Raw genomic sequence first — 15,091 nt, 5'->3', positions numbered from 1 at the left:
TCTATTTTAAAAATTGTGAAGCAACCGTGTTTGGCCGCACTAAGGTTTTTATTTGCGCATACGGAATAAACAACTCCGTTTGGCCGGCCGCATAGGGCTTAATTTCATATTGATTGTAAACAAACTTTACACCCAGCGGCGTAATGGAATAGTTTTCGTTGAGCGCGAATTTATCGCCTTTAAAAAAGTAGTTTGTTTTAAGCGAAGTTGTATCGCTCAGTTTTTCATTTTTACGGAAGATTTTTTCTGCAATTTTAGTCAGCTCCGGTTGGTAATTGTCAATCAGTACATCTTTCAACAACACCTCTTTTTTTGCAGCCGGGTTCCAGTTAATAAAACCGGTGAAGCTTGCACCGTGTGCACCTCCCTGAAAAGTGTAACCATTGTATTCAAGTGCAATCAGCGCCGAGTCTTGCTGTACAACTTTCACATCATCCTGCAATTCATAAAACATAGGCGACTTTGGCGACTCTTTTTTAAAGCGCTCGTACGAGGCTATAAAGTTTTTTGCCATTGCAGCCAGGCTTGTATCGGCGCTTTTGCCATCCATAGCAAACATCATTATCAATTTACCTTTTATGGTATCGTTTAATTGGGACTGGTTACTAAATTCTGGGTACTTTATATGGGCTACTGTACAGGTGCTATCTGGTTTTGAGCCGCAGTCAGCTGCTCGTTCATGAATGGTTTTATACTGGTATGCTACGGTATCTTTAAAGATGCCCGTTTCTTTTTTAGGCTGGTCTACCTTATAAACACATGCTGAAAAGCCCAGCACAGCAATAATAAATAACAACGCTAACTTCATATAAATTTATTTGTTTAATATTTGCTCTCTCGATAATGATGCATTAAGCCATCCATCCTCAATAGTTGCGCCATATTTATTATAAAAGTTAATCGCCGGTTCGTTCCAGTCCAACACCTGCCAAACCATGCCGCTCAAATTAAGCTCACGGGTTTCGGTAACAATCCTGTCAAACAGTAATTTACCTAAACCTTTGCCGCGGTAATCTTCGGTAACAATCAAATCTTCAAGGTAAAGGCGTTGGCCCTTCCAGGTAGAGTAGCGTATGTAGTACAGGGCAAAACCAACAACTACCTCGTTGTCTTCGGCTACAAATGCTTTCCATACTGGCTTATTTCCAAAACCCGCTTCTTCAAAAGCTTCAAGCGTAACGGTTACTTCATCGGGCGCGCGCTCATAAATAGCTAATTCAACTATCAACTCAAGCAAACGGGGGCAATCTCGTTTGGTAGCTACGCGGATATTATAATTTGTCATTTGTGTAAAAGTTACTGTTTTGTTAAAGCCGGGTTATGCAGGGTGTTAAACCGTCTTTTTTGCACGGCTTCCAAAAATGGTGCTGCCCAGCCGTACCATGTTACTGCCTTGCTCAATAGCAATCTTGTAATCTGAAGACATACCCATTGATAGGGTATCAAACGAATCTTCCTTACGGAAAAAGCTAACCTTTATACCGTCGAAAAAAGTTTTAAGCTCGTAATATTCCTCTTTGATTTGTTTCTCGCTATCAGTGTTTGTGGCAATGCCCATCAATCCCCGTATGCGTATATTTTTTAAAGCAGCAAATTCTTCACTTCTTAACAACTCAATCGCTTCATCAAAGCCCAGCCCGTATTTGGTTTCCTCGTCGGCTATATAAATCTGTAAAAGGCAGTCTATTACGCGTTTGTTCTTGAGGGCTTGCTTATCAATTTCCTGTAACAGTTTAATGCTATCTACAGATTGTATAAGGCTTACAAAGGGAGCTATGTATTTAACTTTGTTGGTTTGCAAGTGCCCTATAAGGTGCCATTCGATATCCTGGGGCAGCTGAGTTTGTTTTTCTACCATCTCCTGCACCATGTTTTCGCCAAAAAGCCTTTGGCCCGCATCATATGCTTCTTGCAGATCTGCTGCGGGTTTTATTTTAGAAACGGCAATCAATTTAACTTTTATGGCTTCTGTTTCCTTTTTTAAGCTTTTGATATTATCTGCAATGCTCATTTATCCGTAATTTTGTTTGTTATAAACGCCGCTAAATTACAGAATGCATAAATATATCATCTTGTTTTTTTCAGTATTGCTGTTTTGTGCTGCCTGCAAGGAAGATAAACCCGCCGGTATATTGGACCGCCCGCACATGATAAGCCTGCTAACCGACATACACCTGGCCGATGGCGAATTGTATATAGTGCCACAACAGGCTGATAGCCTTTACAGGTACGGAACAAATAAGTACAAACAGGTATTTGATAAACACCATACAAATGGTGCACAGTTTAAACGCAGCTTTGCTTACTACTCCAAAAACCCCGAAGTGCTGCAAGGTATGTATGATGAACTGATGGCCATTATGCAGCGCAAGACAGATTCATTAAACAAAACCGGCGACTCTAAAATAAAAAATGCTGTACCCGTCCAATAGTGCCGATAAACTTGGTTTTACCGAAGTTAAAGAATTAATAAAAACCCACTGCCTTAGTATTATGGGGCAGCAAATGGTTGATAAGATTCAGGTAATGAGTAATTACGACCTCATTAACAAATTTTTAAACCAAGCAAATGAGTTTAAAAACATCCTGCAAAATGATGATGCCCTGCCTATAAATCATTTTTATGATATAAAATCACTTGCTAATAAAGCCCGGCTGGAAGGTGCCTTCCTGTCCGAAGAGGAGTTTTTTCAGATCCAAACTTCACTTACAACTGTGTTTGCGGTTATTGGTTATTTTAATGAGCGTGTTGGCCAATATCCAAATCTCGAAGCGCTGTTTGAGCATTTACCGATAGAGAAGATCATCCTGAAAAAGATTGACCAGGTAATTGATCAAAAAGGCAAGATGCGTGCAAACGCCTCACGCGATTTGATGGACATTACCCAGGGAATTTCCAAGGCCGAGCAGGAAGCAAGAAAAAAGATTGATCAGATATATAAAACTGCCTCAGGAAACGGCTGGACTGCCGACGGCTCATTAACCGTACGCGATGGCCGACTTTGTATACCCTTGCTGGCCGAAAATAAACGCAAGCTAAAGGGTTTTATCCATGATGAATCGGCTTCGGGCCAAACGGTTTTTATGGAACCCGAAGAGGTGTTTTCGTTGAACAATCGCATCCGGGATCTGGAGTTTGATCGCCGTCGAGAAGTGATCAGGATACTTACCGTGCTTACAGATGAATTGCGACCCTATGTGCCTTTGCTTTTGTCGTACCACGGTTTGCTAACCAAGCTGGATTTTGTAAGAGCAAAAGCATTGTTTGCAATTGATATTGAGGCCGAAATGCCGAAGCTGATAAATGAGGCTCGTTTCCGGCTGTTTAATGCAAGGCACCCGCTGTTGTTCTTAAACTTCCGTAAGGAACAAAAAACGGTTGTGCCGCTCAACGTAGAAGTTGATGATGCCACGCGTGTGATAGTGGTTTCGGGCCCAAATGCGGGCGGTAAATCTGTTTGTATGAAAACCGTTGGGTTGCTGCAAATGATGGTGCAGGCAGGGCTGTTGATCCCTGCCGGGGCGGATAGTGTGGCGGGCGTATTTAAACAGTTTTTTGTAGATATTGGTGATGACCAGTCTATCGAGAGTGACCTGAGTACTTACAGCGCCCACCTGTCTAAAATGAAGAAATTTGTTGAAGACAGCAACGGCAAAACCATGATACTGATTGATGAGTTTGGTACCGGTACCGACCCGCAATTTGGTGGTCCTATAGCCGAAGCCGTTCTTGAAGCACTAAACAATAAAAAGGTAAGGGGCATGGTTACCACCCACTACTCCAACCTTAAAATATTTGCCAGCAATACCGAGGGTATTGAAAATGCATCAATGCTATTTAACAATGCGCAAATGCAGCCGCTTTATATGCTTGAAGTGGGTAAACCGGGTAGCTCTTATGCCTTTGAAATAGCACAAAAGATAGGGCTGCCTCAAAATGTGCTAAACCTGGCCCGTAACAAGATTAGCGCCGGGCAAAAAAAGGTAGATAGTTTGTTAGTTGATCTTGAGCGTGAGAAAAAAGAGATTTTTGATACCAAACAAAAGCTCGACAAGCAGCAGCGCAAAGTAAATACCCTGCTTGCCGAAAACGAAGAGCTAAAGAGCTTTTTAGACGAAAACCGGAAAAACCTGCTTCGCGAGGCAAAGCAGGAAGCCAAAAGCATTATACAAAACGCCAACAAACTGGTAGAAAATACCATTGCCGAAATAAAAAGCAGTAACGCCGATAAAGAGATAACAAAATCGCTGCGTGATAACCTAAATACCGAACTTAAAAAGAATACCGTAAAGGCCGAACAGCCCAAAGCTGCGCCGAAAACCGATGAAGAAATTAAGCCAGGCGATTGGGTTAAACTGATTGACAGCGACACCACCGGGCAGGTTATTGAATTGATAAAAGATAATGCCGTGCTTGCCATGGGCGAATTGCGTACCGTTGTTAAACGGAAACGAATTGAAAAGGTAAGCAAGGCTGCCGTACCAAAAGAGCTGCGCCGCAATACGAGTAACAATAGCACGGGTGATATGGCAAACTTCAGCCCGGAGATCGATGTTCGCGGGATGCGCACCGAGGATGCTTTACACGCTATAGAAAAACTGTTTGACCGCGCCCTGATGATGAGCTTTGGCAGCCTTAAAGTGATACATGGCAGGGGAGATGGTATATTGCGTAAAATGATACGCCAGTACCTTAAAAAGTATGAGCAGGTTGATCGTATGGAAGATGAACATCCGGACAGGGGCGGCGATGGTATTACCTATGTGTACCTGAAGTAAACAGCATATGGATAGCAGATTAAATAATTATAAGGCCCGTGCTCTAAAGACATTTGATTACGGCGTGAAAGAATTTGCCGTTTACGATAATAACGGCTACCTTTTACAATTTGGAGAAAAAGTTTAAATCTTAAATCTAAGAATATGATTAAACATTGTTTGCTCTTACTTTTTGTTATCTGCGCGCTAACAAGCTTGGCGCAAACTACCATTAATTTTAATAACCCGCAGGTAAAGTACATGGGGCGCATTTCCATGCGTGATAGCGCTGCAGAAATGAGCTGGACGGCATCTTCGGTAATCATTAATTTTAAAGGTACAAGTGCAAAGGCCACTATCAAAGATGATAACGGCTTAAACTACATGACCGTTGTAGTTGATGATAAGGTTGATACCGTTATCAGGCTGGCGCAGGGCAAGCATGAGTATGATCTGGCAAGCGGACTTACCAACGAAAAACACCAATTGCAACTTTTTAAACGCACCGAATACGAATGGGGCACGCTTTGGTTATATAACATTACACTATCTTCAGGCGCCACATTACTGGCACCGCCAAGCTACAAACACAGGATGGAGTTTTACGGAAACTCTATAACAGCCGGTTACGCTATTGAGGATACCACAGGGCAGGATAGGGGCGCCTACGAATTTGAAAATGCCTATAAAAGCTATGCAAACTTAACCGCACGCCACTTCAACGCCGAATACAACGCTATTGTAAAAAGTGGTATAGGCATAACCATAAGCTGGTTTCCGTACGTAATGCCTGATGTTTACGACCGCGTACATGCCCGCGACTCAACCGATAAGTGGGATTTTGCTAAATTTACGCCGGAGGTTGTAATTGTAAATTTATTTCAGAATGATGCTTTTCTGTTAAGGCAACCAAATCACGACCAGTATAAAGCTCGTTTCGGCGATAAGGTGCCCGATCCGGCGGTGTTTATAAACGGTTATCAAAAATTCATCTCATCTATTCGTAGCAAATATCCGGCTGCAAAAATCATATGCGTTTTGGGAAGTATGGATGCAACAAAGCCGGGACAGCCATGGCCGGGTTATATTGAAAGAGCTGTTGCCCGTTTAAATGATAAGGATATCTACACCCACTTTTTTAAATATAAAAATACACCGGGCCACCCAAGTGCCGCAGAGCAGCAAGCAATGGCTAACGATTTAATTGCTTACATGCAAAAGACCTTAAAATGGTAAGAATTTAAATAAGATATTTAGTCAGTTTTCAAAATAGCGGACCTTTTATACCCGGAGATATTTATCAAATTGCTTTTTAGTTTAAATTTTCAGGAAATTTAAAACCATAACGGTGTATTTGGCATTGCTAATATACATTATGGAAACACAAAAACTTAAGGGGCAATCGGCATTGGTAACCGGTGCAGATAGCGGAATTGGTAAGGGCGTGGCTATTGCATTAGCGCAGGCCGGGGCAAAGGTTCTGATCAATTATAACAGCAACCAGGAGTCCGCTGAGGAGGTGGTAGCTGAGATAAAAGAGAAAGGCGGCGATGCACACTGCTTCCAAGCAGATGTAAGCAGCGAGCATGATGTGCAGGCCATGTTTGCAAAACACCTTGAGTTGTTTGGCTCGATCGACATATTGGTGAACAACGCAGGCTTGCAAAAAGACGCAAAGTTTATTGATATGACCCTGGTCGATTGGAATAAGGTTATTGATGTAAATCTTACGGGCCAATTCCTTTGCTCGCGCGAAGCTGCGAAAGCTTTCCTGGCAAGGGGAGTAGTTGAGGGTGTAAGCCGCTCGGCAGGTAAAATAATCTGTATGAGTAGTGTGCACGAGGTTATTCCCTGGGCCGGACACGTAAATTACGCAGCAAGTAAGGGCGGTATTAATATGTTTATGAAAAGCATAGCGCAAGAGCTGGCACCCCATAAAATCAGGGTGGTAGGTATAGGCCCCGGTGCCATACAAACGCCAATTAATAAAGAGGCTTGGGAAACGCCGGAAGCACTTGATAAGCTCCTGGAACTGATACCTTATAAACGAATTGGCAAACCGGAAGATATAGGTAAGCTTGTAGCCTGGGTAGCGTCAGACGAAGCTGATTATATAACAGGGACAACTATTTTCTCGGACGGGGGGATGACTTTGTACCCGGGTTTCGAAGACAATGGCTGAGTTTTACAATTAAAAGACAATTCAACATACCCTTATTGTAAATAATACACTAAGTAATTGCAAAAAAGATTGACATATTGTAAAATATACACTAAGTATAGAGCGTATTTTTAAAAAAATAAAATTTAAGCTGCTGTTATTATGAAATATTCATAAAAGTTTGAGTAAATTTTTCATTTTAATATTAGTACCATACTTTTGTTATGGAATTAAAATTAAAACAACACAATGAAAAAGATATTTTTAACAACTGCAATTGCCGCTTTATTTACTGCAAATGTTTTCGCTTTCAATACATCAATCAAAATTGAAGACGAAGGAGCAGAGCATGTATCACACGCTGTTATTAACCGTTTCAAAGCAGATTTCTCTGGCGCTAAAAATGTTAACTGGACTGTTACTGCAAACTCACAAAAAGCTGAGTTTACTGTAGACAACGTTAAAATGACTGCGTTTTATGATACTCGCGGCGAGTTTTTAGGTGTAACACAGTATGTCGATTATAAAGTTATCCCCGCAAAAGCGCAAAAAGAAATTGCTGCCAGATATGAAGGTTATGATGTAGCCAGCGTTATCAAGTTTGATACTAACAGTGCAGATCCGGCTATTGAACCTACCGTTTACTTTGTAGACATTAAAAAAGATAACAAAGAGATGTTGCTAAGGGTAACACCTTCAGCAAATGTTTACTTCTTTCAGCAAGTTAAATAATTAAAATAATTTCTCTTGATATTATTAGGGCTGCCGGTAACGGTGGCCCTTTTTTGTTGATCAATATTAGTGCTTTGTGCTTCAAAAATATTTTTTACTTGCTTATTAATATTTTATATATTTGGATATAAGGTTGTGTATTAACATTGATTATTAATCATTTATAATTCAGTTGAAACATCCGGATAACGCTAACTAATTTATTTAATACCTTACGCTAACTAAAAATGAAAACTGGAAAAGTAAAATGGTTTAATACACAAAAAGGCTATGGCTTTATTGTTACTGAAGAAGGCAAGGATCTGTTTGTACACTTTAAAGATGTACAGGGCGGTGTAAATGCTATTAAAGACAATGACAATGTTGAGTACGAAGTTGAGGATGGCCGCAAAGGCCCGCAGGCAATCAATGTAAAAAAAGTCTGATCGAATCAACTTTACTTCTAACAATATCAAAAACCTCTGCAATTGCAGGGGTTTTTTTATGTAAAAAATTGCATTTTGTTTACCGGCTTTACTACTTTAGGCCAACCAATTTATAATTAGCCCCATAAAATATGTCAGATACCAGTTCGGCAAAACTATCCAGAAATGCAGTTTTTCTTGTACTCGTGGCCTCGCTGGGTTACTTTGTAGACATTTATGATCTGCTGGTATTTTCTATTGTGCGTAAGGCAAGCCTGCATGACATTGGCGTAGCTGATGCCGATATGCTTAAAGAAGGGCAGTTTATTATAAACGTGCAGATGTTTGGATTGCTGCTTGGCGGTATTGTTTGGGGTGTAATGGGCGATAAACTTGGGCGCATCAAAGTATTGTTTGGGTCGATATTATTGTATTCGGTGGCAAATTTTGCAAATGGATTTGCCGGTAATGTTGAAGCCTACGCTTTAATACGTTTCATTGCAGGTGTTGGCCTGGCCGGCGAACTTGGAGCAGGCATTACCTTAGTTGCCGAAACGCTAAGTAAAGAAAAACGAGGCTACGGTACCATGATAGTTGCCGTAATTGGTTTACTTGGTGCCGGTGCTGCCTATTGGGTAGCCACAAAGTACAATTGGAAGGTTGCTTATTTTGTAGGTGGTGGCTTGGGTATCTTACTGTTGCTGTTACGCATTGGCACTTTCGAGTCGGGAATGTTTAAACGGGTAGAAGAAAGCAAGGTATCTAAAGGAAACTTTTTTATGCTCTTCACAAATGCCGCCAGATTTAAAAAGTATCTTTATTGCATTCTAATAGGTGCACCGTTGTGGTATGTAGTTGGGGTGCTTGTAACGCTTTCGCCCGAGTTTGGTAAAGCTTTGGGTGCCCAGGCACCTTTAAGTGCAGGGGAGGGTGTTTTGTATACTTACCTTGGTATATCTATAGGCGATATTTTTGCGGGCCTGCTTGCACAGGTCACCAAATCGCGAAAGCTTACCATGGCTATTTTTTTAATAGTGTCAGTTGTTACAGCGTTTTATTATTTAGGTTCGGTAGGTATAACGCATACCCGCTTTATTTGGATCTGCTTTTTTATGGGATGCTCTGTAGGTTATTGGGCTACGTTTGTGACTATTGCTGCCGAACAATTTGGTACCAATATCCGTGCTACAGTTACTACCACGGTACCCAACTTTGTACGCGGCTCACTCATCCCGATCAATATGGCCTTTAATGCTTTTGTAGTGAAATACGGCATGGTAAAAAGCGGCTATATCATGATGATTATTTTAACGCTGTTATCTTTATTCGCACTAAGCCAACTTAAGGAAACATTTGGCAAGGACCTCAATTATATCGAAGAAGACTCAGCCCCGGCCAATTAAGCTGCATCATAAAAGGCTTGGGATTAGGAATACTGCCTGTTAATTCAATTAACTACATTTGCAGCCATGATTACTAAGGAACAGATTGCGGAGGATTATAAGCAAATCCAAGACGAGATATGCACTGCACTTGAAGCAGCCGATGGACTGGGTAAGTTTGAGCAGGAAATTTGGGAACGAGATGGCGGCGGCGGCGGTCGCACGCGTATCATCCAAAATGGTAATATTTTTGAAAAGGGCGGTGTAAACTTTTCGGCAGTTCACGGTCATTTGCCGCACACGGTAAAAAAGGCGCTAAATGTTGAGCAGGACGATTTTTTCGCCACAGGCGTATCTATAGTTATCCACCCTAATCATCCCTTTGTGCCTATCATACATATGAATATCAGGTACTTTGAAATGCCTTCGTCATTCGGCTCACAAAGTGAGCCTATCCGCTGGTTTGGCGGAGGGATTGACCTTACTCCACATTATGTTATCGAAGATGATGCAAAGCACTTCCACGGTGCCCTGAAATCAGTATGCGACCAGTTCCATGCCGATTTTTACCGCCGCTTTAAAGTTTGGGCCGATGATTATTTTCACATCAAACACCGCGATGAAACAAGGGGCATAGGCGGTATTTTTTATGACAGATTAACTGCTAATGATGAAATTAGTTGGGAGCAAGTGTTTGAATTTTCTAAAGCCGTTGGCCGTTCATTTGCACCAACTTATATTGAGCTGGTAAACCGCAATCGCGACAAAGCCTTTACAGATGAACACCAGCTATGGCAATATCAACGTCGCAGCCGTTATGCCGAGTTTAACCTGGTGTATGACGCTGGCACCAAGTTTGGTCTTGAAACCAATGGCCGTATCGAATCGATACTAATGAGCCTGCCACCAACCGCCAAATGGATTTATGATTACCATGCGCAACCGGGCAGCGAAGAAGAGAAAACACTTTCACTACTTAAAAAAGGTATCAACTGGGTATAATGAGGAATATTACATTAATACTTATTGCCGTTGCTATTGCTGCTGTATTCAGCTCATTCGTAGCTGATGGCATAAAAGGCCGGTGGGAATACGTAGGTGGAATTTATAATGGCAAATTAACGCCTGCTTCTAAAGATTATGTACTGCAACGCAATTACGATGCTTCGCACTACAGCGCCTTACTGTTGGAGAAAGGACAGGCACCTTACAATTATGAACGTGGTAGCTACAGGCTTGACAAGGATACGTGCTCTGAAACGCAAACGTTTAGTGCAGAGCCTTCAAAATGGTTAAACGTAACCATAAAGTACAAGTACGAAATAAAAAACGATACGCTTACATTTAGCGGCGTGTTGCCAAATGGCACCATAGTGCAGGAAAAATGGCTTAAAGTGAAATAGTTTTATAACGCCGTAACCTGGTTTTAAAAAGCTGAGTTATAATGATATTATGAAACAGCTAAAATCACTTTTATACATACTCATATTTGTGCAAACGTATGGTTATGCACAAAGCAAAACACCTTCTCCTGCCGAGCAGCAGTTTTTCAAAAATCTAACTGAAGTTTACAACACCAACGACTCTGCAACTTATAGAAAGTTTTACAGCACACAACTTACTGATGCCAAGAAGATAGCCGACAACGTTGGTCAGATGCAACGTGAGTTTCGTTTTGGTAGCGGTAAAGTTGCTTTAAAAGCTATTGAACCCATCTCGGCAACAGAAACTGATCTCATCTTTCAAACAGTTGCTTACGGCTCATGGCTAAGGTTCATGTGGATTACCGACTCTCTCGGGCATTTCAAAGAGCATCATATGCGTCCGATAAGGTTTAGTAAAAGTTTCCTGCAAGCGGGTGCGTTATCACAAAAACAAATTCTGGATTCGCTCGATGGTTACGTACAAGGAATGGTAAGCAAAAAGGTTTTTGCGGGTAATGTGCTTGTTGCAAACGGCAACCATATACTTTATAACAAATCATATGGCAATGACCCGAAAGGCAATGCAAATAAAGTTGACAAGCAAATGGATCTGGCCTCGATGGGTAAGCTGTTTACAACCGTAAGTGTTCTGCAGCTGGTAGACAAAGGTAAGCTTTCTCTTGCCGATAGCACTGGCAAACTAATGCCTCACTTACAAAACAAGGCTTTATCCGGCATCACTATAAAGCAATTGCTCACGCACACATCCGGCATGGGCGATTATTTCGAAGACCCGGCTTATGACCCTATGGCCGGAAAATCCTTTACCGATAAAGATTTTTTACCTGCTATAGAAAATGATAAACCTCACTTTGCGCCGGGTAAAGGCTTTAGATACAGCAACACAGGCTTTATACTTTTGGGCCTTATCATCGAAAAGATATCTGGCCAAAAATACAATGACTACCTGCAACGTAATATTTGCAAACCCGTCAAAATGGTATCCACTTTGCAAACCGGCGGTGCCGGCGGTGGCACATCAACAGTTTTCGACCTGTATAATTTTGCTGAAGCCTTAAAAACAAACAAATTGCTTAAGCCTGCCACAACCAAACTGTTGATGAATTTTAACGAAGGGGAGTGGGGTCTTGGCCAGGAATACCAAAAGTTAGGCAACGAAGTAATCACCGGCCATAGCGGCGGTTTTATAAACGCTTGTACCGAACTTAATATTTACCACAACACCGGTTACGTGGTGGTGATATTATCAAACTCGGAGCCGCCATTTGGGCATTTTTTATCTGATAAAATAAAGGAATTTATCGTTAGAAAATAAACCTCAGTTTAATAAAAAATACGAAAAGTCGGCTTGAAGAAAATCCGGCTTTTTGTTTGAAATGATAATGACATAATAAAGCGGCGATCCCCTTGTCAGCTAAATAGATTTCATGTTCAAAACAGTCGGAATGTTAGTAAAAAACAGCGTATTTACTGTTAAATTTCTTATCTTCGCAGGTCGCTCTTCGCCTACTTTTAAAGGCCTTGAGTGTCAAATATTTCTACTGATAATTAAGAAATGGCTGAAGAAACAGAAAACGATAATTCACAGAGCGAAGACAGGATTATATCCATAAATATTGATGAGGAAATGCGTGCCGCGTACATCGATTATTCGATGTCGGTTATCGTATCAAGGGCTTTGCCCGATGTGCGAGATGGTTTAAAACCAGTACATAGGCGTGTTTTATATGGTATGCTTGATTTGGGCCTTACCAATAACAAATCTTACAAAAAATCTGCACGTATTGTAGGCGAGGTGCTTGGTAAATATCACCCGCATGGCGATACCTCCGTTTACGATGCAATGGTGCGTATGGCTCAAGACTGGAGTCTGCGTTATCCATTTGTTGAAGGACAGGGTAACTACGGTTCAATAGATGGCGACCAACCTGCGGCAATGCGTTACACCGAGGCAAAGTTGCAAAAGATCGCCGAAGAGATGCTGGCGGATATCAATAAAGATACTATTGATTTCCAACTGAACTTTGACGACTCTTTAGAAGAGCCAACTGTACTGCCATCGAAATTCCCTAACTTGTTGGTTAATGGTGCATCGGGTATTGCGGTGGGTATGGCTACTAACATGCCGCCACATAATCTTACCGAGATTGTTAATGCCACGCTGGCGTTGATAGATAACCGCGACATCGAGATATCAGAATTGATGAACCATGTGAAAGCCCCGGATTTCCCTACAGGTGGTATTATATATGGTTATGAAGGAGCAAGGCAGGCTTTTGAAACAGGCCGTGGCCGTATCGTGATTCGTGCGCATGCAGAAATCGAGACTTACAATAACGACCGTGAACGAATTATCGTAACCGATGTGCCTTACCAGGTAAATAAGGCCTTGATGATTGAGCGTACCGCCGAGCTGGTTAACGATAAAAAGCTTGAGGGTATATCTGCAATACGTGACGAATCTAACCGCGAAGGTATCCGCGTTGTTTATGAAATTAAACGTGATGCAAATGCAGCTATAGTTTTAAATAACCTATACAAGTATACTGCACTGCAAACCTCGTTCAGCGTTAATAACATTGCCCTTGTAGGTGGCAGGCCAATGCTGCTCAACCTCAAGGACCTGATCCACTATTTTGTTGAACACAGGCACGAGGTTGTAATACGCCGTACTAAATTTGAGCTGGCCGAGGCAGAAAAACGTGCGCACATTTTAGAAGGTTTATTAATAGCACTTGATCACCTTGATGAGGTTATTAAACTCATACGTGCTTCAAGCACGCCTGATGAGGCACGCGAAGGATTGATGGCTCAATTTGGCCTGAGCGATTTGCAAGCCCGTGCCATATTAGATATGACGCTGCGCCGCTTAACCGGCCTTGAGCGTGATAAGATTAAGGATGAGTATGCCGCGCTGATGAAGCAAATCGAATACTTACGTTCGGTACTGGCTGATGAAGGCTTGCGTATGCAGATCATTAAAGATGAGCTTACCGAGATCAAAGATAAATACGGCGACGAACGTAAAACTGAGATCGTCCATTCATCTGCAGAGATGCAGACCGAAGACTTTATCGAGGATGAAGATGTTGTAATTACCATCTCGCGTGAAGGCTATATTAAGCGTACATCGTTAACCGAGTATCGTACACAGGCAAGGGGAGGAAAAGGCGCAATTGGCAGCAATAGCCGCGATGCGGACTTCATAGAGCACTTGCTTATCGCATCGAACCATAACTACATGTTGTTCTTTACCGAGTCGGGCCAGTGTTTCTGGCTAAGGGTATTTGAAATTCCGGAAGGCACACGTACTTCTAAAGGTCGTGCCATACAGAATATCATTAACATTCCTAAAGAAGAAAAGATAAAGGCTTACATCAAGCTCAAATCACTTAAGGACAGGGAATACCTGGAAAACAATTTCATAATCATGTGTACCCGCAAAGGTGTTATCAAAAAAACATCTTTAGAGGCTTACTCACGCCCGCGTGCAAATGGTATCAATGCAATCAACATCAACGATGGGGATTCGTTGTTAGAAGCAACATTAACAACGGGCAGCAGCGAAGTAGTCATGGCGCTTAAATCGGGCCGTGCAATTCGCTTCAACGAGTCTACCGTAAGGCCAATGGGCCGCACCGCCACCGGTGTACGTGGTATAAGCCTTGATAACGAGATTGATGAAGTTGTAGGTATGATAGCTATAGATGATAAAGAGACCACCGTTTTGGTTGTATCTGAAAAAGGCTATGGTAAACGCACCGACATTGAGGACTACCGTGTAACCAACCGTGGCGGTAAGGGGGTACGTACACTTAACGTTACTGAAAAAACCGGAAACCTTGTAGCCATTAAAGGTGTTACAGATAAGGAAGACCTGATGATCATAAATAAATCAGGCATCATTATCCGTATAGCTATTAGTGAATTGCGTGTAATGGGCCGTGCAACCCAGGGTGTGAAATTGATTACACTTAAAGGCAATGATGAGATTGCATCTGTTGCGAAGGTTGAACACGATGACGAGGAAACTTTAGATGAGGTTGTGGTTGCAGAAGCTGAAGCAGATAAAGAAATTGCGGAGCATACTGACGCAGACGTATTATCTGAAACTGAAGACGCACCAATAAAGCAGGATACTGAAATTGAGACAGATAACGCAGACGATGAGCCTGCAGATGGTGACCAAACAGAATAATTGATGCAAAG

The 15,091-nt window shown here is 41.9% G+C and carries 14 protein-coding genes; 11 read left to right on the top strand and 3 right to left on the bottom strand.

What is annotated here, in order from left to right; translation table 11 throughout:
• Position 1: 1 nt before the first annotated feature.
• Genes FPZ43_RS02125 through FPZ43_RS02115 form a run of 3 tightly spaced genes read right to left on the bottom strand, consistent with a single transcriptional unit; the run spans position 2 to position 2,011 of the window.
• A complete protein-coding gene (locus tag FPZ43_RS02125) occupies positions 2-808 on the bottom strand; it encodes a DUF3298 and DUF4163 domain-containing protein (RefSeq protein ID WP_146380192.1) in 807 nt (268 codons plus the stop codon).
• Between the two features lie 6 nt (positions 809-814).
• Complete coding sequence (locus FPZ43_RS02120; RefSeq protein WP_146380191.1) at positions 815-1,285, bottom strand: GNAT family N-acetyltransferase; 471 nt, start codon at positions 1,283-1,285, stop codon at positions 815-817.
• Positions 1,286-1,330: 45 nt separating this feature from the next.
• Positions 1,331-2,011, bottom strand: a complete 681-nt coding sequence (locus FPZ43_RS02115; RefSeq protein WP_146380190.1) for a YggS family pyridoxal phosphate-dependent enzyme — start codon at positions 2,009-2,011, stop codon at positions 1,331-1,333.
• 43 nt (positions 2,012-2,054) lie between these two features.
• On the opposite strand from FPZ43_RS02115, the gene FPZ43_RS02110 reads away from it, so the two are divergent.
• The 11 genes from FPZ43_RS02110 (at position 2,055) to gyrA (ending at position 15,080) form a co-directional block, all read left to right on the top strand.
• Complete coding sequence (locus FPZ43_RS02110; RefSeq protein WP_146380189.1) at positions 2,055-2,432, top strand: DUF4296 domain-containing protein; 378 nt, start codon at positions 2,055-2,057, stop codon at positions 2,430-2,432.
• Entirely contained in the window at positions 2,413-4,779 is a 2,367-nt protein-coding gene (locus FPZ43_RS02105; RefSeq protein WP_146380188.1) for an endonuclease MutS2, read from the top strand. Before FPZ43_RS02110 ends, FPZ43_RS02105 begins: the two co-directional genes overlap by 20 nt.
• Before the next feature lie 144 nt (positions 4,780-4,923).
• Positions 4,924-5,994, top strand: a complete 1,071-nt coding sequence (locus tag FPZ43_RS02095) for an SGNH/GDSL hydrolase family protein (RefSeq protein ID WP_146380187.1) — start codon at positions 4,924-4,926, stop codon at positions 5,992-5,994.
• Between the two features lie 139 nt (positions 5,995-6,133).
• Positions 6,134-6,940, top strand: a complete 807-nt coding sequence (locus FPZ43_RS02090; protein ID WP_146380186.1) for an SDR family oxidoreductase — start codon at positions 6,134-6,136, stop codon at positions 6,938-6,940.
• A 228-nt stretch (positions 6,941-7,168) separates the two neighbouring features.
• Positions 7,169-7,651, top strand: coding sequence for a hypothetical protein (locus FPZ43_RS02085; RefSeq protein ID WP_146380185.1), 483 nt, complete (start codon positions 7,169-7,171; stop codon positions 7,649-7,651).
• A 227-nt stretch (positions 7,652-7,878) separates the two neighbouring features.
• The gene (locus tag FPZ43_RS02080; protein WP_146380184.1) at positions 7,879-8,076 is read left to right on the top strand and encodes a cold-shock protein; all 198 of its coding nucleotides are present in this window, start codon (positions 7,879-7,881) and stop codon (positions 8,074-8,076) included.
• Positions 8,077-8,207: 131 nt separating this feature from the next.
• Positions 8,208-9,458: an MFS transporter gene (locus FPZ43_RS02075; RefSeq protein WP_146380183.1), complete on the top strand. Its 1,251-nt coding sequence runs from the start codon at positions 8,208-8,210 to the stop codon at positions 9,456-9,458.
• 66 nt (positions 9,459-9,524) lie between these two features.
• On the top strand, positions 9,525-10,439 hold the full coding sequence (gene hemF / locus FPZ43_RS02070; RefSeq protein WP_146380182.1) for an oxygen-dependent coproporphyrinogen oxidase: 915 nt from the start codon (positions 9,525-9,527) through the stop codon (positions 10,437-10,439).
• Positions 10,439-10,840, top strand: coding sequence for a hypothetical protein (locus tag FPZ43_RS02065; RefSeq protein WP_146380181.1), 402 nt, complete (start codon positions 10,439-10,441; stop codon positions 10,838-10,840). The genes hemF and FPZ43_RS02065 overlap by 1 nt, the downstream gene beginning before the upstream one ends.
• A gap of 49 nt (positions 10,841-10,889) precedes the next feature.
• Positions 10,890-12,197, top strand: a complete 1,308-nt coding sequence (locus FPZ43_RS02060; RefSeq protein WP_146380180.1) for a serine hydrolase domain-containing protein — start codon at positions 10,890-10,892, stop codon at positions 12,195-12,197.
• Between the two features lie 240 nt (positions 12,198-12,437).
• A complete protein-coding gene (gyrA, locus tag FPZ43_RS02055; protein WP_146380179.1) occupies positions 12,438-15,080 on the top strand; it encodes a DNA gyrase subunit A in 2,643 nt (880 codons plus the stop codon).
• Positions 15,081-15,091 lie beyond the last annotated feature (11 nt).

The sequence above is a fragment of the Mucilaginibacter pallidiroseus genome (genome assembly GCF_007846085.1).
In the GTDB taxonomy this organism is placed as follows: Bacteria; Bacteroidota; Bacteroidia; order Sphingobacteriales; family Sphingobacteriaceae; genus Mucilaginibacter; species Mucilaginibacter pallidiroseus.
Note: the sequence above shows the minus strand (reverse complement) of the source record. Positions and strands in the feature narration are given on the sequence as shown.

Coding starts and splice junctions, on each gene's coding strand:
- FPZ43_RS02125 (WP_146380192.1), bottom strand. CDS start 808: ATGAAGTTAGCGTTGTTATTTATTATTGCTGTGCTGGGCTTTTCAGCA.
- FPZ43_RS02120 (WP_146380191.1), bottom strand. CDS start 1,285: ATGACAAATTATAATATCCGCGTAGCTACCAAACGAGATTGCCCCCGT.
- FPZ43_RS02115 (WP_146380190.1), bottom strand. CDS start 2,011: ATGAGCATTGCAGATAATATCAAAAGCTTAAAAAAGGAAACAGAAGCC.
- FPZ43_RS02110 (WP_146380189.1), top strand. CDS start 2,055: ATGCATAAATATATCATCTTGTTTTTTTCAGTATTGCTGTTTTGTGCT.
- FPZ43_RS02105 (WP_146380188.1), top strand. CDS start 2,413: ATGCTGTACCCGTCCAATAGTGCCGATAAACTTGGTTTTACCGAAGTT.
- FPZ43_RS02095 (WP_146380187.1), top strand. CDS start 4,924: ATGATTAAACATTGTTTGCTCTTACTTTTTGTTATCTGCGCGCTAACA.
- FPZ43_RS02090 (WP_146380186.1), top strand. CDS start 6,134: ATGGAAACACAAAAACTTAAGGGGCAATCGGCATTGGTAACCGGTGCA.
- FPZ43_RS02085 (WP_146380185.1), top strand. CDS start 7,169: ATGAAAAAGATATTTTTAACAACTGCAATTGCCGCTTTATTTACTGCA.
- FPZ43_RS02080 (WP_146380184.1), top strand. CDS start 7,879: ATGAAAACTGGAAAAGTAAAATGGTTTAATACACAAAAAGGCTATGGC.
- FPZ43_RS02075 (WP_146380183.1), top strand. CDS start 8,208: ATGTCAGATACCAGTTCGGCAAAACTATCCAGAAATGCAGTTTTTCTT.
- hemF (WP_146380182.1), top strand. CDS start 9,525: ATGATTACTAAGGAACAGATTGCGGAGGATTATAAGCAAATCCAAGAC.
- FPZ43_RS02065 (WP_146380181.1), top strand. CDS start 10,439: ATGAGGAATATTACATTAATACTTATTGCCGTTGCTATTGCTGCTGTA.
- FPZ43_RS02060 (WP_146380180.1), top strand. CDS start 10,890: ATGAAACAGCTAAAATCACTTTTATACATACTCATATTTGTGCAAACG.
- gyrA (WP_146380179.1), top strand. CDS start 12,438: ATGGCTGAAGAAACAGAAAACGATAATTCACAGAGCGAAGACAGGATT.